At 65.8% G+C, this 21,251-nt stretch carries 16 protein-coding genes, 1 tRNA gene and 1 riboswitch; of the genes, 12 read left to right on the top strand and 5 right to left on the bottom strand.

Features of this window, described 5'->3' with window-relative positions; all coding sequences use genetic code 11:
• Positions 1-177 precede the first annotated feature (177 nt).
• Together A2G96_RS06070 and A2G96_RS06065 are read left to right on the top strand one after the other, a co-directional pair.
• Positions 178-1,341: a fatty acid desaturase gene (locus A2G96_RS06070; RefSeq protein WP_062797695.1), complete on the top strand. Its 1,164-nt coding sequence runs from the start codon at positions 178-180 to the stop codon at positions 1,339-1,341.
• A 50-nt stretch (positions 1,342-1,391) separates the two neighbouring features.
• A riboswitch (yybP-ykoY riboswitch) is annotated at positions 1,392-1,628 on the top strand.
• A gap of 27 nt (positions 1,629-1,655) precedes the next feature.
• A complete protein-coding gene (locus tag A2G96_RS06065; RefSeq protein ID WP_062797692.1) occupies positions 1,656-2,231 on the top strand; it encodes a TMEM165/GDT1 family protein in 576 nt (191 codons plus the stop codon).
• 99 nt (positions 2,232-2,330) lie between these two features.
• Here A2G96_RS06065 and ltrA read toward each other — a convergent pair whose 3' ends face one another.
• The 3 genes from ltrA to uraH form a co-directional block, all read right to left on the bottom strand.
• Entirely contained in the window at positions 2,331-3,698 is a 1,368-nt protein-coding gene (gene ltrA / locus A2G96_RS06060; protein ID WP_062796547.1) for a group II intron reverse transcriptase/maturase, read from the bottom strand.
• A gap of 555 nt (positions 3,699-4,253) precedes the next feature.
• On the bottom strand, positions 4,254-5,459 hold the full coding sequence (locus A2G96_RS06050) for a urate hydroxylase PuuD (RefSeq protein ID WP_062797689.1): 1,206 nt from the start codon (positions 5,457-5,459) through the stop codon (positions 4,254-4,256).
• A gap of 31 nt (positions 5,460-5,490) precedes the next feature.
• Positions 5,491-5,844, bottom strand: coding sequence for a hydroxyisourate hydrolase (gene uraH / locus A2G96_RS06045; RefSeq protein WP_062797687.1), 354 nt, complete (start codon positions 5,842-5,844; stop codon positions 5,491-5,493).
• Between the two features lie 299 nt (positions 5,845-6,143).
• Here uraH and A2G96_RS06040 point away from each other — a divergent pair, with 299 nt between their 5' ends.
• From A2G96_RS06040 to A2G96_RS06015, 6 genes are all read left to right on the top strand, one after another.
• Entirely contained in the window at positions 6,144-6,944 is an 801-nt protein-coding gene (locus A2G96_RS06040) for a GntR family transcriptional regulator (RefSeq protein WP_062797685.1), read from the top strand.
• A gap of 169 nt (positions 6,945-7,113) precedes the next feature.
• Positions 7,114-8,520: a nucleobase:cation symporter-2 family protein gene (locus A2G96_RS06035; RefSeq protein WP_062797683.1), complete on the top strand. Its 1,407-nt coding sequence runs from the start codon at positions 7,114-7,116 to the stop codon at positions 8,518-8,520.
• Between the two features lie 156 nt (positions 8,521-8,676).
• Positions 8,677-9,627 (top strand): allantoinase PuuE, encoded by a 951-nt coding sequence (gene puuE / locus A2G96_RS06030; protein ID WP_062797681.1) that lies wholly within the window; start codon positions 8,677-8,679, stop codon positions 9,625-9,627.
• Complete coding sequence (uraD, locus tag A2G96_RS06025; RefSeq protein WP_062797679.1) at positions 9,624-10,142, top strand: 2-oxo-4-hydroxy-4-carboxy-5-ureidoimidazoline decarboxylase; 519 nt, start codon at positions 9,624-9,626, stop codon at positions 10,140-10,142. Before puuE ends, uraD begins: the two co-directional genes overlap by 4 nt.
• A gap of 179 nt (positions 10,143-10,321) precedes the next feature.
• A complete protein-coding gene (locus A2G96_RS06020) occupies positions 10,322-11,389 on the top strand; it encodes a porin (protein ID WP_062797676.1) in 1,068 nt (355 codons plus the stop codon).
• A gap of 239 nt (positions 11,390-11,628) precedes the next feature.
• Positions 11,629-11,874 (top strand): hypothetical protein, encoded by a 246-nt coding sequence (locus A2G96_RS06015; protein WP_012352285.1) that lies wholly within the window; start codon positions 11,629-11,631, stop codon positions 11,872-11,874.
• 105 nt (positions 11,875-11,979) lie between these two features.
• Here A2G96_RS06015 and A2G96_RS06010 read toward each other — a convergent pair whose 3' ends face one another.
• A complete protein-coding gene (locus A2G96_RS06010; RefSeq protein WP_062797674.1) occupies positions 11,980-14,301 on the bottom strand; it encodes an NADP-dependent malic enzyme in 2,322 nt (773 codons plus the stop codon).
• Between the two features lie 337 nt (positions 14,302-14,638).
• Positions 14,639-15,262 carry a DUF4136 domain-containing protein gene (locus A2G96_RS06005; protein WP_062802087.1) on the bottom strand — a complete coding sequence of 208 codons (624 nt, stop codon included), beginning with the start codon at positions 15,260-15,262 and terminating at the stop codon, positions 14,639-14,641.
• Between the two features lie 293 nt (positions 15,263-15,555).
• Between A2G96_RS06005 and pepN the strand changes: the two genes are divergently transcribed.
• From pepN to A2G96_RS05985, 4 genes are all read left to right on the top strand, one after another.
• Entirely contained in the window at positions 15,556-18,252 is a 2,697-nt protein-coding gene (gene pepN / locus A2G96_RS06000; protein ID WP_062797672.1) for an aminopeptidase N, read from the top strand.
• 81 nt (positions 18,253-18,333) lie between these two features.
• Positions 18,334-19,350, top strand: coding sequence for a class 1 fructose-bisphosphatase (locus A2G96_RS05995; RefSeq protein WP_018006958.1), 1,017 nt, complete (start codon positions 18,334-18,336; stop codon positions 19,348-19,350).
• A 144-nt stretch (positions 19,351-19,494) separates the two neighbouring features.
• Positions 19,495-19,570 (top strand) — tRNA-Thr (locus A2G96_RS05990).
• A gap of 179 nt (positions 19,571-19,749) precedes the next feature.
• Positions 19,750-21,009 carry a tyrosine-type recombinase/integrase gene (locus A2G96_RS05985; RefSeq protein WP_062797669.1) on the top strand — a complete coding sequence of 420 codons (1,260 nt, stop codon included), beginning with the start codon at positions 19,750-19,752 and terminating at the stop codon, positions 21,007-21,009.
• Positions 21,010-21,251 lie beyond the last annotated feature (242 nt).

Raw genomic sequence — 21,251 nt, 5'->3', positions numbered from 1 at the left:
CCCGCACCCCTGACCCGCCGCACTTGCGGCGGGCGCGCCCTTACCGCTTCCGCCGTCCCACCGGCTTGACGACCGTCAAGACTGCCTTCGACAAAGCCTTCTAACCTTGCGGTTCCGCCGCGGCCACGCTGTTTTGCCGCGCACGCATACCCATCGACCGCAATCAGAAGGTTCTGCATGACCGCTTACCACACCGCAGATTCGCCCGCCGAGCATGCCGCCGCGCATGCCCGCGCGCGCCCCCAGGCACCGCATCACGCCCCGCTGCCCGAACCGATCGCGCCGGACGCGCCGCTGCCGTCGCGCAAGATCATCCGCGGCTGGCTGATCCCGCTGGGCCAGCGCAGCACGCCGCGCGCGCTGATGCTGTTCGTATTCGATTACCTGCTGTTCGGCGCCGTGCTGGCCGGCGTGGTGCTGTCGCCGCACTGGGCCGCCAAGCTCGCGCTGGGCGTGCTGGCGGGGCTGGTGATCGCGCGCCTGTTTATCATCGGCCACGATGCCTGCCACCAGAGCCTGACCCCGCGCCGCGGCCTGAACAAGTGGCTGGGCCGGCTGACCTTCCTGCCCTCGCTGACGCCGTACAGCCTGTGGGAAGTCGGCCATAACGTGGTCCATCACGGCTACACCAACCTGAAGGGCTTCGACTTCGTCTGGGCGCCGTATTCGCTCGAGGAATTCAACGCGCTGCCGCGCTGGCGCCGCGTGATGGAGCGCATCTACCGCACCGGCTTCGGCCCGGGGCTGTATTACCTGGTCGAGATCTGGTGGTGCAAGCTGTTCTTCCCCAGCAAGCGCCAGATGGCCACGCGCCGGCCGATCTTTACCGGCGACTGCGTGCTGGTGGCGGCGTTCGGGCTGGCCTGGATCGGCGCGCTGGTCGGCCTGGCGCTGGCGACGCAGCAGTCGGTGTGGATGCTGGTCGGCGCCGGCTTCGTGCTGCCCTTCCTGGTGTGGAACGTCACCGTCGGCTTCGTGCTGTACGTGCACCATACCCACACCAGCGTCGCCTGGTACGACACCAAGACGATGTGGGCCCGCGCCCAGCCCTTCGTCTCGACCACCGTGCACCTGCGCTTCCGCCATGGCATCGGCGCGGCACTGCACCACATCATGGAACACACCGCGCACCACGTCGACATGAGCGTGCCGCTGTACCGCCTCAAGCGCGCGCAGGCGCTGCTGGAGCACGCCCTGCCGGGCCGCATCATTATCGAGAACTTCTCGTGGCGCTGGTATTTCGACACCGCGCGCCGCTGCAAGCTCTATGACTTCAAGGCGCTGTGCTGGACCGACTTCCGCGGCCGCCAGACCAGCGACAACGCGCCGGTGCCGGCCTGAGCGCCGTGCCGGCCGCCAGCGGCGGTGGACAAGCCACCGCCGCCGCGGTTATAATCGCCGCTTCCATTGGGGAGTAGCCGCCCTGCTCTCGCCGCGCCGCGCAATGCGGACTCCGGCAGACAGGGGCGTACGTCAACAGACTTGACCGCTTGCGGTTATGGCGTGCGCAGCTCCGGACCCGCCTGGCCAGACCGGCCCAGGCAGCGTCCATGCCTGGCGAGACCGATGACCATCCCTTTCTGGCCGGGCCGGGAAAGGGTTGCGTCATTGGCATCTCGCGATGCATTGCGGCCCGGTTACCCCACAAGACCAATATGGAAGCCTTCCTCGTCTCCACAGGCATCGTCGCCCTCGCAGAAATGGGCGACAAGACGCAGCTGCTGTCGCTGGTACTGGCCGCGCGCTACCGCAAGCCGGTGCCGATCATCCTCGGCATCCTGATCGCCACGCTGTTCAACCACGGCTTTGCCGGCGCGCTCGGCGGCTGGATCACCCACGTGGTCGGTGAAAGCCTGCTGCGCTGGATCCTGGGCCTGGGCTTTATCGCCATGGCCGCGTGGATGCTGATCCCCGACAAGCTCGACGACGCCGAGCAGTCCAGGCCGGTCAAGGGTTTCATCGGCATCCTCGGCACCACCCTGGTCGCCTTCTTCTTTGCCGAGATGGGCGACAAGACCCAGATCGCCACGGTCGCGCTGGCGGCGCGCTTCAGCGACGCCGTGCTGGCGGTGGTCATGGGCACCACCTTCGGCATGATGATCGCCAATGCACCGGCCGTATTGCTGGGCGACCGGTTCGCCAACAAGATGCCGATCGGGCTGGTGCACAAGGTTGCGGCTGGGATCTTCCTGGTGCTGGGGGTGCTGGCGCTGCTGAATATCGGCGGATAAGCGCCAGGCAATCGGCATAGGGGGCAGCCCATCAGGGCTGCATCCCCTGCCACACCACCCGGCATGCGGGTCCGCACCGGGCGGTTCGAGAGGTTGAGGTCAGACGAGACGGGGCAGGCCCAGGCTATCGAAGTAGGCAGTGGTCAGCACCCGATGAATCGCCGATAGGCTGTTGTGCCACCAGCGACGGCTTAACGCCGCCACCGACTGCGCCACCGGTAGTGAGGCCCCCAGGCGAAGCAGTTCACGGTGGATAGTCTTGCCCCTGCGCCACTGTTTGAGTTGCAAGGCCCGAAGCCGCCGCCTTATCCAGCTATCTAGCTCGCGCCAGATTCTGGAGGTCTGCGCCAGCCCGAAGTAGGCTTTCCAGCCCAGCAGGTAGGAGCGCAACTGATCGACCACGGCCTGGAGGCTGCGCCCACCATTGCGCCGCGTCAGGTTCCTGACACGCTGTTTGAACGCCGCCATCGGCTTGGTAGCCACTACACGCTTAATCGCGCCGTCCGGTGCTTGCCATAGGGCATACCCTAGGAACTTACGACCAAACACAAGCGCCACCGCGCTTTTGGTTTCGTTGACTTTCAGCCTGAGGCGGTCATAGAGCCTTCGTAGCAGAACCATCACCCGCTCACCTGCATGACGACTGCCAACGTAGATGTTGCAGTCGTCGGCATATCGTGCAAAGCAATGGCCCCGCTTCTCTAACTCCTTATCCACCTCGTCTAGCAGGACGTTGGCCAGCAGCGGCGACAGAGGGCCACCTTGCGGCGTTCCCTGATGCCGTTCCATGACCACCCCGCCATCCATGATTCCCGCGTTCAGGTAGGCTCGTATCAGCCGGATGATCCCGGCGTCGGCGATGCGTTTCCTTAGGCGGTCGATCAGGATGTCGTGGTTGACTCGGTCGAAGAACTTCTCCAAGTCCACATCCACCACCACATGCCGGCCCGACTGCACGAACGACTGAGCGGCTAGCACCGCATCATGTGCTCGCCGTCCAGGCCGAAATCCGTAGCTATGCTTGCTGAAGGTCGGGTCAAGCAGCGGTTGCAGGACTTGCAACAGCGCCTGCTGGATCAGCCGATCCGTCACCGTCGGGATGCCAAGCTCGCGCTCGCCACCTGCCGCCTTCGGGATCATCACCCTTCGTACCGGACTGGGCCGGTACGTCCCCCGCAGCAGTTCCTCGCGGATACGGGGCCACTCGGACACCAGTTTGCGCGACGTCTGGTCAATGTCCAGCCCGTCCACACCCGCCGATCCCTTGTTCGCCCGCACCCGTTTGAATGCCTGCCGCAAGTTCTCGCGCGTCAGCGCCGCTTCCAGCAGCGCCGACCCTGTGCCGTCCGCTTCATGCCGCGGGATTTCGGCTTCGCCACGGCCCACTCCAGCCGGGGCTTCACCCCTGGCTTCGGTGTCCCGCCCCGCTCGCACGGGCTTCTGGCGCCTGGCCTCCATCATCGTCATGGCTTCCGACACTTCCTCTCGTTCGGCCCTTCGCCAATAGCTCCAACCTTGCCGGTCTGTCCTCTGGCTACTACAGCCTCTGCTGACTCCTCACTCCGGCTCGACGCCGTTACCCTTTCAGGATTGAGGTGAGGTCTCCCCAGGTAAGAACGCACTCCTTCATCGCACAGCCGCCACATTTACGCTGCCTCGCCTTGATCACAAGAGCTTCGCGGTTTCTCGCCCGCTCGCCCTGCTCAGCCGCGCCTTCTATGTGGTTCTTGTTCATCGGCTCACGATTTACGCTCTACGCTTCCTCCCCACGCTCGGTCGCCCTCACGCAGTTGCGCTTCGCTTCGTTCGCTGTGATCAACTTACGGTGGGACTTGCACCCACAAGAGTGCGCCCATGCTGGGCGCACAAAAAAACGGGGCACAAGGCCCCGTTCAAACCCTCGCCGGTCCGGTACTGACGGTTGCCAACCGCTCAACCCTCCGGACCGTCGATCACCGATGCTCGGATTTCGCGGGCTGGCTCTGCACGCGCCAGCCCCAATGCTTCCCGGTTCAGACCACGTTAGTTCGTAGTCTTGGCACCGCCTTCGAACCACTGCCCCAGCAGCGCGCGTTCGTCGTCGGTAATCTGCGTCACGTTGCCCAGCGGCATCGCCTTCTGCTGCACCGCCTGCTGGTAGATCAGCTGGGCGTGGGCCTTGATGTCCTCGGGCGTCTCGAGCTTGATGCCCTTGGCCGCGGTCGGCATCATCTTCGGCTGCTCGGCGTGGCACTGCACGCAGCGCGCGTTCATCACTTCCTGCACCTTGGCGAAGCTGACCGCCGTGGCGGCCTCGCCGTCGGCCTTGGCCACGGCCGGGCGCGGCTGCGGCGCGATCATCACGGCGACCACGCCCAGCGCGGCGACGCCGGCGGCAGGCCACAGCACGTTGATCTTGCCCTTGTGCTTCAGGATGAAGAACTGGCGGATCAGCACGCCCGACAGCATGATCAGGATCAGCACCACCCAGTTGTACTTGTGGGCGTAGGTCATGCTGTAGTGGTTCGACAGCATCGCGAACAGCACCGGCAGCGTGAAGTAGGTGTTGTGCACGCTGCGCTGCTTGCCGCGCTTGCCGTGGATCGGGTCCACCGGCTGGCCGGCCTTCAGTGCCGCGACCACCTTGCGCTGGCCCGGGATGATCCACGCCAGCACGTTCGCGCTCATGATCGTCGCGATCATCGCGCCGGTCAGCAGGAACGCCGCGCGGCCCGAGAAGATATGGCACGCGACGTAGGCGGCGGCGGCGATGTAGATCGCCACCAGGATGCCGACCAGGCGGTCGTTCTTGTTGAACAGGCGGCAGATGCTGTCATAGACGATCCAGCCGATCAGCAGGTACGACACCGCGAAGCCGACCGCCGCGCCGGGCGACATGTCGTACACGTTCTTGTCGATCAGGAACGTGCTGGCATTGAACAGGTACAGCACCACCAGCAGCGCAAAGCCGCTCATCCAGGTCGAATACGACTCCCAGTAGAACCAGTGCAGGTTCTCCGGCAACTGCTTGGGCGCGGTCAGGTACTTCTGCGGGTTGTAGAAGCCGCCGCCGTGCACGGCCCACAGTTCGCCGTCGACACCCTTCTCCTTCAGGTCCGGCGCGGTGGGCTTGGTCAGGCTGTTGTCCAGCCACACGAAATAGAACGAAGAGCCGATCCATGCGATGGCGGTGATGACGTGCACCCACCGCAGCAGCATATTGGCCCAGTCGAGGATATAGCCTTCCATGTCTTGTCTCCTGTTTCCCTATGCCACCGCTTCAGCTGCCGCGGTAGGTCGAGTACGACCAGGGCGAAACCAGGAGGGGCACGTGATAGTGCGCGTTGACGTCGGCAATGCCGAAGCGCAGCGGCACCACGTCCAGGAAGGCCGGCTCGGGCAGCTTCACGCCCTGCGCGCGGAAATAATCGCCGGCGGCGAATTCCAGTTCGTACACGCCCGCGGCGAGGTCGGCGCCTTCCAGCAGCGGCTGGTCGCAGCGGCCGTCGTGGTTGGTGACCACGGTCTTCAGGGTTTCGCGACGATTCTCGACAATTTTATGGAGAGTAATCGACATGCCCTGCCCGGGCGTGCCCGCAGCGGTGTCGAGAACATGGGTGGTCAAGCGTCCCATCGTATTTGTCCTTTTGCGATTGGGTTGTGAGGGGCGCCGCTGCCTTCACTAGCACCATGTGTGGGAATGGTGCCCGCTCGGTACGTCTGGTAACGCATCCCGGCGCTGGGTTGGTGCGTGGCGACAATGCGCCTGCACTTCCCCGTTGGCAATTCAGGGATTACCCTGAGTTGTCGAAAACCTGAGTTGGTTTTGTTGACAATATTGAGGCCGTAACCAAATAATTGTCAACAATTTTTGGATCACCGTACCCTGATACGCAGGATTTACGGTGCCCTGCCTGACCTGCCGGTGCCACGATGTCCAAGAGCCTGAAGCTGATTGCCGCCAACGCCGAATCCAAGGCCGAATCCAAGGCCGAATCCAAGGCCCACCGCGAGGCCGGCGACCCGACCGAGATCCCGGGCAAGCCCGCCAGGCCTGCGCGCAAGGGCTCGGTCGAGGAGCGCATGTACCACGAGATCTACGACGCGATCATGGAGCACCGGCTGCCGCCGCGCACCAAGCTCACCGAGCATTCGCTTTGCGAGATCTATGCCACCGCGCGCCACACCGTGCGCAAGGTGCTGTCGCACCTGGCGGCGGACGGCATGGTCGACCTCGAGCCCAACCGCGGCGCCTTTATCGCCAGCCCGTCGACCGACGAGGCGCACGACATGTTCGAGCTGCGCCAGATGCTGGAGCGCGCGGTGCTGGAAAAGCTGGCCGCCATGCCCGACGTCAAGGCCGTGATCGCGCCGCTGCGCCAGATGGTCGCCAGCGAGCGCCAGGCCTTCCTGACGCACGACCGCCCGAAGTGGATCCGCCTGTCCGCCGAATTCCACACCGCGCTGGCGGAACTGTCGGGCAATGCGCTGCTGGTCAACATGATGCGGCGCCTGGTGTCGCGCACCACGCTGATGATCGCCAGCGTGGAAGCGCCGGGCAACAACGCCTGCTCGTTCGACGAGCACGAAGAAATCCTCGACGCCCTCGAACAGGGCAACGCCGCACTGGCCCAGTCGCGCATGGCGCACCACCTTGGCGCCTGCGCCGACCGCGTGCAGCCGGACGAACCGGGCAGCTTCGATCTTCGCAGCGTACTAGGCCGCTCCACCTAGCACGGTGTTCCCGTCACGCCCCCGCAAGAAGAAGGCAGCAGGCCCGTCGTCAGTACCGCGCCCAGGCAGTGCAAACGAGAGCGCGGCAACGGCGGGCCCATAACAACACCATTCAACTGCCGGCACGGACGTGGCGTTCCCATCAAACCAAAGGAGAGGAGACGCACCAATGAATTCCGCAAGCACCACGGTCCCGACGGACCTCACCAACGAGCGTTTGCCTTCCGGGCGCCTGCTCGCGCTCGGGTTGCAGCACGTTCTGGTGATGTACGCCGGCACGGTTGCCGTGCCACTGATCGTGGGTGGCGCGCTCAAGCTGCCCAAGGACCAGCTGGCCTTCCTGATCAACGCCGACCTGTTCGCCGCCGGCCTGGCCACGCTGATCCAGGCGATCGGCTTCTGGAAGTTCGGCATCCGCCTGCCGGTGATGATGGGCGTGACCTTCGCCTCGGTGGCGCCGATGATCGCCATCGGCACCGACCCCAATGTCGGCCTGCTCGGCATCTACGGCGCGGTGATCGCGTCAGGGATCTTCGGCATCCTGATCGCGCCGCTGATGGGACGCATGCTGGGATTGTTCCCGCCGGTGGTGACCGGCACCGTGATCACGCTGATCGGCGTGTCGCTGATGCGCGTGGCCATCAACTGGTCGGCCGGGGGCCAGCCCACCACGCGCGCCGTCATCGACGGCGTCGTCAAGGAAGTGCCGAACCTGGCCTATGGCGACCTGGCCAACCTTGGCATCGCCGGCCTGACGCTGGTCATCATCCTGCTGCTGACCAAGTACGGCCGCGGCCTGGTCGCCAACTGCGCGGTGCTGCTCGGCATCATCATCGGCACGCTGGTGGCGATGGGCCTGGGCAAGGTGTCGTTCGACGGCCTGGACGAAGCCAGCTTCGTCGCCGTGATCACGCCGCTGCATTTCGGCATGCCGACCTTCCAGCTGACCGCGATCCTGTCGATGTGCATCGTCATGCTGATCACGCTGGTGGAGTCGACCGGCATGTTCCTGGCGCTGTCGGACATCACCGGCAAGAAGCTGAGCAACGAGGACCTGACCCGCGGCCTGCGCGCCGACGGCCTGGGCACGGTGATCGGCGGCATCTTCAACACCTTCCCCTACACCTCGTTCTCGCAGAACGTGGGCCTGGTCACGGTGACTGGCGTGCGCTCGCGCTATGTGGCGGCGGCCGGCGGCATCATCCTGATCGCCTTCGGCCTGTTTCCGAAGATGGCCCACGTGGTGGCCTCGGTGCCGCAGTTCGTGCTGGGCGGCGCCGGCATCGTGATGTTCGGCATGGTCGCCGCGACCGGCATCCGCATCCTGGGCTCGTGCGATTTCAACCGCAACCGCCACAACCTGTTTATCGTCGCGATCTCGATCGGCTTCGGCATGATCCCGACGCTGGCGCCGACGTTCTTCCAGTACCTGCCCAAGTGGACCGACCCGTTCACGCACAGCGGCATCGTGCTCGGCACCATCGTCGCGGTGGCGCTGAACCTGTTCTACAACGGCATCCAGTCGCGCGAGGAGGCCATGCGCAACGCCGCGGCCAACTCGCACGGCACCGAGTAATCGAAGTACCGGCAACGCAGGGCCGGCCCGCAAGGATCCGGCCCTGGATGCAGACCGGCGCCGCCGCCGGCACGACTGGCATGTTCATTGCATGACGATCGGCGCCTGCGGCGGGACGGCGGTGCCGGGTGGTTTCCCTGAAGCAAGCAACGACACATGACAAACGATAACTATCCACGCGATCTCATCGGTTACGGCGCCCGCCCGCCGCACGCCCGTTGGCCGGGCGGCGCGCGCGTGGCGCTGCAGTTCGTGCTCAACTACGAAGAAGGCGGCGAGAACTGCGTACTACACGGCGACGCCGCTTCCGAGCAGTTCCTGTCCGAGATCGTCGGCGCCGCGGCCTACCCCGACCGCCACATGAGCATGGAGGGCATCTATGAATACGGCTCGCGCGCCGGCGTCTGGCGCATCCTGCGCGAGTTCGAAAAGCGCGGCCTGCCGCTGACGATCTTCGGCGTATCGATGGCGCTGCAGCGCCATCCGGAACTGACCCGCGCCTTCGTCGAGCTGGGCCACGAGATCGCCTGCCACGGCTGGCGCTGGATCCACTACCAGAACATCGACGAAGCCACCGAGCGCGAGCACATGCGCATCGGCATGCAGATCATCAAGGAACTGACCGGCGAACTGCCGCTGGGCTGGTACACCGGCCGCGACAGCCCCAACACGCGCCGCCTGGTGGTCGAGCACGGCGGCTTCCTGTACGACTCCGACTACTACGGCGACGACCTGCCGTTCTGGACCGAGGTCGAGGTTACCGGCGGCGAGAAGAAGCCGCACCTGGTGGTGCCGTACACGCTGGATTCGAACGACATGCGCTTCGCCACGCCGCAGGGCTTCAATACAGGCGAGCAGTTCTTCCAGTATCTGAAGGACGCCTTCGACGTGCTGTACGACGAAGGCGACCCGAGCGGCCAGGACAGCCCCAAGATGCTGTCGATCGGCATGCACTGCCGCCTGCTCGGCCGCCCGGGCCGTTTCCGCGCGCTGCAGCGCTTCCTCGACTACGTGCAAGGGCACGACAAGGTGTGGATCTGCCGCCGTGTCGATATCGCCCGGCACTGGGCCGCCACCCATCCCTACACTCCCCGGAACAAAGCATGAGCCAGACCTACACCATCGCCCAACTCAACACCATGCCGGTCGCCGAATTCGTGCAGGTGCTGGGCGGCATCTATGAACATTCGCCGTGGTTTGCCGAGGCCGCCGCTGCGCAGCGGCCCTTCGCCGACGGCGCCGCGCTGGCGCAGGCGCTGCGCCAGGCCGTCGATCAAGCCGGCGAGGCGGCGCAGCTGAAGCTGGTGCGCGCCCACCCGGAGCTGGCCGGCAAGGCCGCCGTGCGCGGCGAGCTGACTGCCGAGTCGACGCGCGAGCAAAGCGGTGCCGGCCTGAACCTGTGCACGCCCGAGGAGTTCGACCGCCTGCAGTCGCTCAACGCGGCGTACAACCAGAAATTCGGCTTCCCGTTCATCCTGGCGGTGCGCGGCTACGACCGCCACGGCATCATCGCCGAGTTCGCGCGCCGCATCGAAAACACGCCGCAGCAAGAGTTGCAAACTTGCATCAACCAGATCCATCGCATTGCACAGTTCCGTCTTGACGACTTAGTATCCGCCTGAGCAAAAAAGCGTCACCTGTATAACAAAAAACGCTGTACCCCGATGCCGCCGGCCTCCCTTGCAACACACACCGAGCCCTGGCCAGGCGGCACGAATAAAAGCGCAAAGACATGACAAGAACCCGTCAGGGACCCAGTACACAACGTTCCAAGCAGGATCAAAACCACGGAGGTCTAACAATGCAGAAGCAGTACAAGCCGGCGCTCAAGCTGGCGGCGGTAGCGGCTACCCTTTTTTCCGGCGCGGCCATGGCCCAGTCCAGCGTCACGCTGTACGGCCAGGCTGACATGTTCGTCGGCGGCGTGAAGAGCCCGGGCTCGGGCGAGCGCGCCTGGGTAGCCAATTCGGGCGGCATGCAGACGTCTTACTGGGGCATCAAGGGCACCGAAGACCTGGGCGGCGGCACCAAGGCCATCTTCGACCTGAACGGCTTCTTCCGCACCGACGCCGGCCGCAGCGGCCGCTTCGAAGGCGACTCGATGTTCAGCCGCAACGCCTATGTCGGCCTGCAGAACGACAAGGCCGGCACCATCAAGCTGGGCCGCAACACCACGCCGTACTTCATTTCGACCATCCTGTTCAACCCGCTGGTCGACTCGTACGTGTTCTCGCCGACGATCTTCCACACCTACTTCGGCGCGGTCAGCGGCGCCGTCGCCGATCCCGGCATCATCGGCGATTCGGGCTGGAACAACTCGGTGGTGTACAGCACGCCGAACTTCGGCGGCCTGACCGCCAACTTCATCTACGGCTTCGGCGAGCAGCCGGGCGCCGCGGGCAAGCAGAAGTTCGGCGGCAACGTGCTGTACTTCAACGGCCCGTTCGCCGCGACCGTGGCCTACCAGCAGGTGCGCTTCAACAGCGTGCCGACCGACATGTCCGACATCGGCCTGTCGCGCCAGGACGCCGCGCAGATCGGCCTGTCCTATGACTTCAAGGTGGTCAAGCTGTTCGCGCAGGGCCAGTACATCAAGACCCGCGCCACCACCGCGCCGTCGGGCGACATCAAGCACATCGACGGCCAGTTCGGCGCCTCGGTGCCGATCGGTGCCGGCAACCTGCTGGCGTCGTACGCCTACGGCAAGGTCGACAACTCGCTGGGAGACTTCAAGCGCAATACCTTTGCCGTCGCCTACGACTACAACCTGTCCAAGCGCACCGACGTGTACGCCGCCTACTACTACGACAAGATCACCGGCATCGAGCACGGCGATACCTTCGGCGTGGGCGTGCGCCACAAGTTCTGATGCGCTGAGCGCGTCACCGCAGCACTGGAGCCCGCCTTTCCGGCGGGCTTTTTCATGGCAAGACAGGCGCCGCGCGCGTCACGCCAGCCGCCTGGCAATGCTGCGCTGCGCCACGCCGAACCCGGCCCCGCGCCAGATGGAAAGCTGCCGCTCCATAGGCGGATTCAATTGGCTTGGCCCCGGCGCGCTTCCTAGATTGGTGTTCCAAGCCTCATAAACCCATGACAGCGAGGTGACACATGCGGCGCTACGCGAAGACCCGGTCTGAACTGATGGCCATCCTGAACCAGTGCCTCGACAACAACCCCGAGTGCGGCGAATGCGAACTGCACGCGGTGCGAATGCACCAGCCTGACCATACCGGATGCAACTGGAGCGCCGAGGTCGATTTCCCGCAGGAGTCCGTCGACAACCTGGGCCACCAGCTGGCCGCGGCAAAATCCATAATCGTGGTCATGCGCGAGCAGTACAACGTGCTGCAATAAGCACCACCCCAACCGCCCCTGGCCGCGCGAATGCGGCGGGGCAACAAACAAAAAGGCCGGGTCATCGCGACCCGGCCTTTTGCTTGGCGGACACTACGCAGCGGATCAGCGCACCGCGTTGCACTCGGCCACGGCAACGGCCGTCATATTGACGATCCGTCGCGTGGTGGCCTGCGGGTTCAGGATGTGCACCGGCTTGGCCGCGCCCAGCAGGATCGGGCCCACCGTCACGCCTTGGCCGCCCGTGATCTTGAGCAGGTTGAAGGCAATGTTGGCGGCGTCCAGCGTCGGCATCACCAGCAGGTTGGCGCTGCCGGCCAGCTTGGTCGACGGCAGGAAGTGGCGGCGCACGTCCTCGACCAGCGCGGCATCGCCCTGCATCTCGCCTTCGACTTCCAGGTGCGGCGCCTCGCGTTCGAGGATCTGCGCGGCCTCGCGCATCTTGCGCGCCGACGGCCGCGTCGACGAGCCGAACATCGAGTGCGACATCAGCGCCACCTTGGGCTGCAGGCCGAAGCGCGCGATCTCTTCCGCGGCCAGCTGGGTGATCGCCGCCAGCTGTTCCGCGCTGGGGTCGTCATTGACGAAGGTGTCGGTGATGAACAGCGTGTACTTCTCCAGCATCAGCGCGTTCATCGCGGCGAACACATGCGCGCCCGGCGCCAGGCCGATCACGTCGCGCACGTGCTCGAGGTGGGCCTCGAAGCGGCCCACGGTGCCGCACAGCAGCGCGTCGGCATCGCCCATATGCATCAGCATGGTGCCGATCAGCGTGTTGGAGCGGCGCAGCGCCACCTTGGCCATGTCCGGGGTCACGCCATCGCGGCCGCGCAGCGCGTGGTAGGCCTCGTGGTAGGCGCGGTAGCGCGGATCGTCCTCGGGGTTGATCAGCTCGAAGTCCACGCCCGGCTTCAGGCGCAGGCCGGCCTTGTCGATGCGCATCTGGATCACGTGCGGGCGGCCGATCAGGATCGGACGCGCCAGGCCTTCGTCGACCACCGACTGCACCGCGCGCAGCACGCGCTCTTCCTCGCCCTCGGCATAGGCCACGCGCTTGGGCGCGGCCTTGGCGGCCGAGAACACCGGCTTCATGATCAGGCCGGTGTGGTAGACGTAGGTCGACAGCTGCTGGCGGTACGCCTCCAGGTCCTTGATCGGGCGCGTGGCCACGCCGGATTCTTCGGCGGCCTTGGCGACCGCGGGGGCGATCTTCTCGATCAGGCGCTGGTCGAACGGCGTCGGGATGATGTAGTCGGGGCCGAACTTCAGCTCGCGGCCGCCGTAGGCCGCGGCCACGGCATCGTTCAGCTCGGCTTCGGCCAGCTCGGCGATGGCCTTGACGCAGGCCAGCTTCATCGCTTCCGTGATCTTGGTCGCGCCGCAATCGAGCGCGCCGCGGAAGATGTACGGGAAGCACAGCACGTTGTTGACCTGGTTCGGGTAGTCCGAACGGCCGGTGGCGATGATGCAGTCCGGGCGCGCGGCCTTGGCCACTTCCGGGCGGATCTCGGGCTCGGGGTTGGCCAGCGCCAGGATGATCGGCTGGTCGGCCATGGTCTTGACCATCTCGCCGGTCAGCACGCCGGCGGTCGAGCAGCCCAGGAAGACGTCGGCGCCCTTGACGATATCGGCCAGCGTGCGCGCCGAGGTGTCTTGCGCGTAGCGGGCCTTGTTGGCTTCCATGTTGGCGTCGCGGCCCACATAGATCACGCCCTTGGAATCGACCACCGAGATGTTCTCGCGCTTCACGCCGAGGCTGACCATGGTGTCCAGGCAGGCGATCGCGGCAGCGCCTGCGCCCGACACCGCCATCTTCACCTTGGCGATATCCTTGCCGACCACCTTCAGGCCGTTCAGCAGCGCTGCCGCCGAGATGATCGCGGTGCCGTGCTGGTCGTCATGGAACACCGGAATATTCATGCGCTCGCGCAGCTTCTGCTCGATGTAGAAGCACTCGGGCGCCTTGATGTCTTCCAGGTTGACGCCGCCCAGCGTGGGCTCGAGCGCGGCGACGATCTCGACGATCTTGTCCGGGTCGCGCGCGTCGAGCTCGATGTCGAACACGTCGATGCCGGCGAACTTCTTGAACAGGCAGCCCTTGCCCTCCATCACCGGCTTGCCGGCCAGCGGGCCGATGTCGCCCAGGCCGAGCACGGCGGTGCCGTTGGTGACCACGGCTACCAGGTTGGCGCGCGAAGTGTACTCGGCGGCGGTGGCGGGATCCTTGGCGATTTCCTCGCAGGCGTAGGCTACGCCCGGCGAGTAGGCCAGCGACAGGTCGCGCTGGTTGGACAGCGCCTTGGTCGCGGTGACCTGGATCTTGCCCTTGGTCGGGCTGCGGTGGTATTCCAGCGCGGCGAGGCGCAGCTGCGCTTCAGGACTGTTCGGGGCATGTTGCGGTGCATCACCGCTGGTCTTGCTGCTCATTGGCTCGTCCGGAAAATGGCCCGGACCGGAAGCGCCCCTCTCCCGCCATGGTTCGGCCCGGCTCAAGCGACAAGCCGGCAGCGAAGGACAAGCTCTGGCAGCGAAACTGACGACTCCGGCAGCCAGGCCGGAAAAATCGAGCAGCTATTCTAGCCCACGCGCCCGCGCAAAGTACCACCGCGGCACGCCCGCAGGCCGCATTTTGCGCGGTTTCTGCCCGTTAAACAGCTTTTACCATTGGGTATGCAATGGCGGTGCAGAAGCATGCTCCTGCATGCATCCGCACGCATTGCACTGCCGGGCCTGGGACGGCCGGTGACGGCTGATGGCGGTCGCGCTACTTGGCGTTCTTCTCCACCTCCAGCGTCACGCGGCGCGGACGGCCGCTGTCGGAAGGAAAGTCGGTGAAGGCGCTGCGGATCAGGTACGGCATCATCGTCGGCAGGCTGGCGTTCTCGGCCTGGTTCTGCGCGGTGACCTGGTAAACCCGCTTGCCGCTGGCCGCATCCTTGAAATACACCCGCAGGCTGGAGAATGTCACCGGCACGTCGCGCACCACCGTCTGCGGCGGCCAGTAGCCCGGACCCCACGGGCCCCATGGCCCCCAGGGACCCCATGGCCGGTAGTAGCCCGGGCCCCAGTACGGGCCCCAGGGGCCGTACCACGGGTCCGGATAGACCGTCTCGGCCACGCGCACCAGCCCCGGTGCGGAGTCATAGTCCATGCTGACCAGATAGCGCGCCTGCCGGGCCGGCACCTGCTCGAAGCCGACGCCCGCCAGCGCCGCCGCCAGCCACTGCTCATAGGTCTGCCGGTCGAGCTGCGCGGCCTGCTCGGCGCTGCGCTCGAAGCTGTAGGTGCGCGGCGCATCGTTTTGCCAGCCGGGCTGGCGGAACGCCGTGACATCGGTGGTCACGGTGGTGGCGCACCCCGTCAACAACAGCCCTGCCAGCAACGCCAGCGCGCCCCATACCCTGCGCAGCCCGGCCCACCGGCCCGCTGCCCCTTCATCGTCGACACCGCCTGCGCGCTGCCACATAGTGCTACCTCGCTCTTCTGTCTACTGAAACCCTGCGTGTCTCTGAGACCACGCCGGCGCCGCGGAATTCCCCGCGCCCGCTTGGTGCGGCGCCCGCCAGACCGCGCCCCGACCCCTTGGCTACAATGAGGACTTCAGCGCCATGCTTTGCCTGCACGCGCGTGGCCGCCCCGGCCGTCCCTTTTCCTAACGGTCTTCCGAAGACAGGATCCCTCATGCTGCGCACCGACACGCCCGTTACCGTCTATCGCAAGGACTATACCCCGCCGCCGTTCGCCATCGACCACGCCGCGCTGGTGCTCGAGCTCGATCCCCAGCGCACCGTGGTCACCAGCACGCTGCGCTTCGCGCGCACCGCCGGCGCGCCCGACGCGCCGCTGGTGCTGGCCGGCGAAGAACTCGAACTGATCGGCGTCAGCCTGGACGGCAAGCCGGTGGCCAACGCCACCCAGGACGGCGGCACGCTGACGCTGCCCGGCCTGCCGGCGCAGGGCACGCTGGAGATCACCACCGCGTGCCAGCCTGCGGCCAACACCACGCTGTCGGGGCTCTATGTCTCCAACGGCAACTTCTTCACCCAGTGCGAGGCCGAAGGGTTCCGCCGCATCACCTATTTCCTCGACCGCCCCGACGTGATGGCGACCTACCGCGTCACGCTGCGCGCCGACCGCGCCGCCTATCCGGTGCTGCTGTCCAACGGCAACCTGGTAAGCCAGCGCGAACTGCCCGACGGCCGCCACGAGGCCGTGTGGGAAGACCCGTTCCCCAAGCCGTCGTACCTGTTCGCGCTGGTCGCGGGCAAGCTCGAATGCATCGAGCAACGGATCCAGTCCGCCTCCGGCAAGGACAAGCTGCTGCAGGTGTGGGGCGAGCCGCGCGACCTCGACAAGACCCGCCACGCGATGGATTCGCTGGTCCATTCGATCCGCTGGGACGAGCAGCGCTTCGGCCTGGAGCTCGATCTCGACCGCTTCATGATCGTCGCCGTCGGCGACTTCAACATGGGCGCGATGGAGAACAAGGGCCTGAACATCTTCAATACCAAGTACGTGCTGGCCAACGCGGAAACCGCGACCGACACCGACTTCGCCAATATCGAGGCGGTGGTCGGCCACGAGTACTTCCACAACTGGACCGGCAATCGCGTGACCTGCCGCGACTGGTTCCAGCTGTCGCTGAAGGAAGGCCTGACGGTGTTCCGCGACCAGGAGTTCTCGGCCGACATGATGGGCTCGGAATCGGGCCGCGCGGTCAAGCGCATCGAGGACGTGCGCGTGCTGCGCCAGGTGCAGTTCCCCGAGGACGCCGGCCCGATGGCGCATCCGGTGCGCCCCGACAGCTACGAAGAGATCAACAACTTCTACACCGTCACCGTGTATGAGAAAGGCGCCGAGGTGGTGCGCATGTACCAGACCCTGCTGGGCCGCGAAGGCTTCCGCAAGGGCATGGACCTGTACTTCCAGCGCCACGACGGCCAGGCCGTGACCTGCGACGACTTCCGCGCCGCCATGGCCGATGCCAACGGCCGCGACCTGAGCCAGTTCGGGCTGTGGTACAGCCAGGCCGGCACGCCGGTGGTGACCGCGCGCACTGCGTGGAACGGCGACGACGGCAGCCTGACGCTGACGCTGACGCAACGCTGCCCCAAGGTCGGCATCGAGACCCGCGCCGGCACGCCCGACAAGCAGCCCTTCCATATCCCGTTCGCACTCGGCCTGCTGGGCGCCGACGGCAACGACCTGCCGCTGCAGCTCGAAGGCGAAAGCGCGCCCGCCGGCACCACGCGCGTGCTCGACTTCACGCAGGCCGAGCAGAGCTTCCGCTTCATCAACCTGCCGCGCGGCGCCGAGGCCCCGCTGCCGTCGCTGCTGCGCAATTTCTCCGCGCCGGTGATCGTCGATGCCGAGTACACCGACGCGCAGCTGACCTTCCAGCTGTCGCACGACAGCGACGCCTTCAACCGCTGGGAAGCCGGCCAGCGCCTGGCCACGCGCGCGCTGCTGCAGCTGGTCGCCGACGTGCAGGCCGGGCGCGAGCTCAGGCTCGATCCGGCGCTGGTCCGCGCCATGCGCGCGGTGCTGACCGACGACACGCTCAACCCCGCCTTCCGCGAGCAGGCGCTGGTACTGCCGGCCGAGGCCTACCTGGCCGAGCGCATGGGCGTGGCCGATCCCGCCGCCATCCACCGCGCCCGCCAGTTCATGCGCGAAGGCCTGGCGCGCGCGCTGCAGGCAGACTGGCTGGCCGCCTACGAAGCCAATGCCACGCCCGGCCCGTATTCGCCCGATGCCGCCTCGGCGGCGAAGCGCGCGCTGCGCAACCTCGCGCTCGGCTACCTGGCCGACAGCGGCGACCCCGCGATGCAGGCGCTGGCCGACCAGCAGTACCAGAATGCCGACAACATGACCGACCGCTTCGCCGCGCTGTCGGCGCTGGTCAACAGCTTCGCGCCCGGCCGCGAGCATGCGCTGGCGGACTTCTACCAGCGCTTCGAAGACGACGCGCTGGTGATCGACAAATGGTTCTCGCTGCAGGGCATGCAGCGGGGCGAGGTGGGCCCGCACGCCGGCAAGCGCACCATCGACACCGTGCGCGCACTGATGGAGCATCCCGCCTTCAACCTGCGCAACCCCAACCGCGCGCGCTCGCTGATCTTCAGCTTCTGCTCCGGCAACCCGGCGCAGTTCCACGCCGAAGACGGCTCGGGCTACCGCTTCTGGGCCGACCAGGTGCTGGCGCTCGACGCCATCAACCCGCAGGTGGCGGCGCGCCTGGCGCGGGTGATGGACCGCTGGCAGAAGTACGAACTGGCGTTGCGCGACCGCATGCGCGCCGAGCTGGAACGCGTCGCCGCGTGCAGCACGCTGTCGCGCGACGTGCGCGAGATCGTCGGCAAGGCGCTGGCCGGCTGAGCGCGACCGGCCCACGCCCCCGATGCCCGGCCCCGGCGCGGCCGGGCATGTAGAATTGCGGCCATCCAAGGAGAACCAACCATGACTCGCATCAGCCTGACCCGCTACCTGGTCGAGGAACAGCGCAAGCACAACACCATCCAGCCCGAACTGCGGCTGCTGATCGAAGTGGTCGCGCGCGCCTGCAAGGCCATTTCCAACGCCGTCAGCAAGGGCGCCCTCGCCGGCGTGCTGGGCTCGGCCGGCACCGGCAACGTCCAGGGCGAAACCCAGCAGAAGCTGGACGTGATCGCCAATGAAGTGCTGCTCGACGCCAACGAATGGGGCGGCCACCTGGCCGCGATGGCGTCGGAAGAAATGGAATCGTTCTACGAGATTCCCAACCGCTACCCGAAGGGCGAATACCTGCTGATGTTCGACCCGCTCGACGGCTCGTCGAACATCGACGTCAACGTCTCGATCGGTACCATCTTCTCGGTGCTGCACATGCCCAAGCCCGGCCAGACCGTGACCGAGGCCGACTTCCTGCAGCCCGGCACGCACCAGGTCGCCGCCGGCTATGCCGTGTACGGCCCGCAGACCACGCTGGTGCTGACGGTCGGCAACGGCGTGCACATGTTCACGCTCGACCGCGAGGCCGGCAGCTTCGTGCTGACCCAGTCCAACGTCACGATTCCGGAAGACACCAAGGAATTCGCCATCAACATGTCGAACATGCGCCACTGGGCCCCGCCGGTGCGCAAGTACATCGACGAGTGCCTGGCCGGCGACGAAGGCCCGCGCGGCAAGAACTTCAACATGCGCTGGGTGGCATCGATGGTCGCCGACGTGCACCGCATCCTGACCCGCGGCGGCATCTTCATGTACCCGTGGGACAAGCGCGAGCCGGAAAAGCCCGGCAAGCTGCGCCTGATGTACGAAGCCAACCCGATGGCGATGCTGGTCGAGCAGGCCGGCGGCGCCGCCACCAACGGCGAGCAGCGCATCCTCGACGTGCAGCCGACCAAGCTGCACCAGCGCGTGTCGGTGATCCTGGGCTCGAAGAACGAGGTGGAGCGCGTCACGCGCTACCACCAGGAAGCGCAAGCCAAGGCCTGATCGCAGCCGGACTTGCCTGAAACGGGGTGCCCCGCGCCCCGTTTTTCGTGCCGGCGCCGGATGGCACCGGCGACACAAAAGGGCTTCACAAGGCCGGAAAACGCTGCTACTATTGCGGGCTGTTCCAGATCGCCGGAACATGTTGCCGAAGTAGCTCAGTCGGTAGAGCAGCTCATTCGTAATGAGAAGGTCGGGGGTTCGATTCCTCTCTTCGGCACCATCGCCTAATTTCCCTTGGTTCAACCAAGTACAGAAACCCGCTATAGCTCAAGGCTTGGCGGGTTTTTTGTTTTCCAATCAAGTACCATCGGATGCACCCGGATCCAAACAATTCTGGGGGCACATCTGGTGGCCTATTCCGCCGGCCCGAGATCGATGCCCCCAAAGGTCGATCGAACGATGCCGTTGACGGACGCAGAGGCCCGCAAGGCCGCCCCCAGGGAAAAACCATATCGGCTGGCCGATGCGGCAGGCATGTACTTGGAGGTGACCCCCTCCGGCTCGAAATACTGGCGGCTCAAGTATCGGTTTGCCGGCAAGGAAAAAAAGCTCGCCCTGGGTGTTTATCCCACCGTGTCCTTGGCCGAAGCACGCCGCAAACGTGATGATGCTCGACAGAAGCTGGCCGCCGGCATTGATCCAGGCGAAGCACGGAAGGCTGAGAAGCGGACCTTGCTGTTAAACGCGGAAAACAGCTTCGAGGCAGTGGCTCGAGAATGGCATGCACGGTATGCCCCGACCTGGTCGACTGGCTATGCCGAGAAGATCTTGCGGCGCCTGGTCCTTTATGCATTCCCGTGGCTCGGCCCAAAACCTATCATCCGACTGCAGCCCGTCGACGTGCTGGCCATCCTGCGTCGGGTAGAAACTCGCGGCAAGTTGGAGACGGCCCATCGCCTTCGAGAAAACGTTGGCCAGGTAATGCGGTACGCGGTGGCGACTGGCCGCGCAGAGCGAGACATTACTGCGGACCTCCGTGGCGCGCTTGCGCCAGTTCAAAAGCAGCATTTCGCAGCCATTACGGACCCCACTGCCGTTGGGGAGCTGCTCCGCGCCATCGACGGCTACACGGGCACCTTTCCAGTACTGTGTGCCCTGAGACTGTCGCCGCTCGTATTCCAGCGCCCAGGCGAACTACGCTTGGCCGAATGGAGCGAGTTCGACTTCGACGGGGGCATGTGGGCAATTCCCGCCGCTCGTATGAAGCGAACGAAAGCAGCAAAAGCTGCAGGGGCAGACCACCTCGTGCCGCTTTCCTCACAAGCCATTTCCATCCTGCGCGAACTACAGGCGCTGACCGGCCGCGGCCGATACCTCTTCCCAAGCGTCCGGACCTCAGCTCGCCCGATGAGCGACAACACGGTCAACGCCGCGCTGCGCAGGCTCGGATACGACAACGAGACTATGACCGGTCACGGCTTCCGTGCGATGGCACGAACAATCCTTGATGAGGTGCTCAGCGTGCCCGCGCACATCATCGAGGCGCAGCTCGCGCACACGGTCAGAGATCCGCTAGGTCGGGCCTACAACCGAACCACCCACCTGCCACAACGCAAGGAGATGATGCAGCGCTGGGCGGACTACCTGGACGGCTTGCGACATCTCGCCGACCACGAGGTTGACCGGCAGCCCCTTCCGATCGCGCAGAACGCAGCTTGATCTTTACGCAGAGTCGAGGCGTCGCGCCCCTTGCCTCCGCAAAAAAGAGGCCACACCCAAACGCTGTGTGGCCGACGTCGCAGACCGGATCGCTAAGGGAAGCCAGCCGGTCAGCGAAAACTCTGGCAGGAAAGACCGGTGGCGTGAATCACCCGAATGAGGGAAATCGGGCAACGGCGTTGCCTCTGCTGCGCGGCTGCCGACTGCAGCCGGCGGCCGCGCATGGCATGGAGTCAGAAGTG

The sequence above is a fragment of the Cupriavidus nantongensis genome (genome assembly GCF_001598055.1).
Taxonomy (GTDB): Bacteria; Pseudomonadota; Gammaproteobacteria; order Burkholderiales; family Burkholderiaceae; genus Cupriavidus; species Cupriavidus nantongensis.
This window is presented reverse-complemented; position numbering and strand designations above follow the sequence as displayed.

Bases quoted from the DNA above. Each gene is read 5' to 3' on its own strand.
- A2G96_RS06040 (WP_062797685.1), top strand. From the start codon at position 6,144: ATGTCCAAGAGCCTGAAGCTGATTGCCGCCAACGCCGAATCCAAGGCC.
- A2G96_RS05985 (WP_062797669.1), top strand. From the start codon at position 19,750: ATGCCGTTGACGGACGCAGAGGCCCGCAAGGCCGCCCCCAGGGAAAAA.
- uraH (WP_062797687.1), bottom strand. From the start codon at position 5,844: ATGGGACGCTTGACCACCCATGTTCTCGACACCGCTGCGGGCACGCCC.
- A2G96_RS06070 (WP_062797695.1), top strand. From the start codon at position 178: ATGACCGCTTACCACACCGCAGATTCGCCCGCCGAGCATGCCGCCGCG.
- A2G96_RS06020 (WP_062797676.1), top strand. From the start codon at position 10,322: ATGCAGAAGCAGTACAAGCCGGCGCTCAAGCTGGCGGCGGTAGCGGCT.
- A2G96_RS06035 (WP_062797683.1), top strand. From the start codon at position 7,114: ATGAATTCCGCAAGCACCACGGTCCCGACGGACCTCACCAACGAGCGT.
- A2G96_RS06065 (WP_062797692.1), top strand. From the start codon at position 1,656: ATGGAAGCCTTCCTCGTCTCCACAGGCATCGTCGCCCTCGCAGAAATG.
- puuE (WP_062797681.1), top strand. From the start codon at position 8,677: ATGACAAACGATAACTATCCACGCGATCTCATCGGTTACGGCGCCCGC.
- A2G96_RS05995 (WP_018006958.1), top strand. From the start codon at position 18,334: ATGACTCGCATCAGCCTGACCCGCTACCTGGTCGAGGAACAGCGCAAG.
- A2G96_RS06015 (WP_012352285.1), top strand. From the start codon at position 11,629: ATGCGGCGCTACGCGAAGACCCGGTCTGAACTGATGGCCATCCTGAAC.
- A2G96_RS06010 (WP_062797674.1), bottom strand. From the start codon at position 14,301: ATGAGCAGCAAGACCAGCGGTGATGCACCGCAACATGCCCCGAACAGT.
- uraD (WP_062797679.1), top strand. From the start codon at position 9,624: ATGAGCCAGACCTACACCATCGCCCAACTCAACACCATGCCGGTCGCC.
- A2G96_RS06050 (WP_062797689.1), bottom strand. From the start codon at position 5,459: ATGGAAGGCTATATCCTCGACTGGGCCAATATGCTGCTGCGGTGGGTG.
- ltrA (WP_062796547.1), bottom strand. From the start codon at position 3,698: ATGACGATGATGGAGGCCAGGCGCCAGAAGCCCGTGCGAGCGGGGCGG.
- pepN (WP_062797672.1), top strand. From the start codon at position 15,556: ATGCTGCGCACCGACACGCCCGTTACCGTCTATCGCAAGGACTATACC.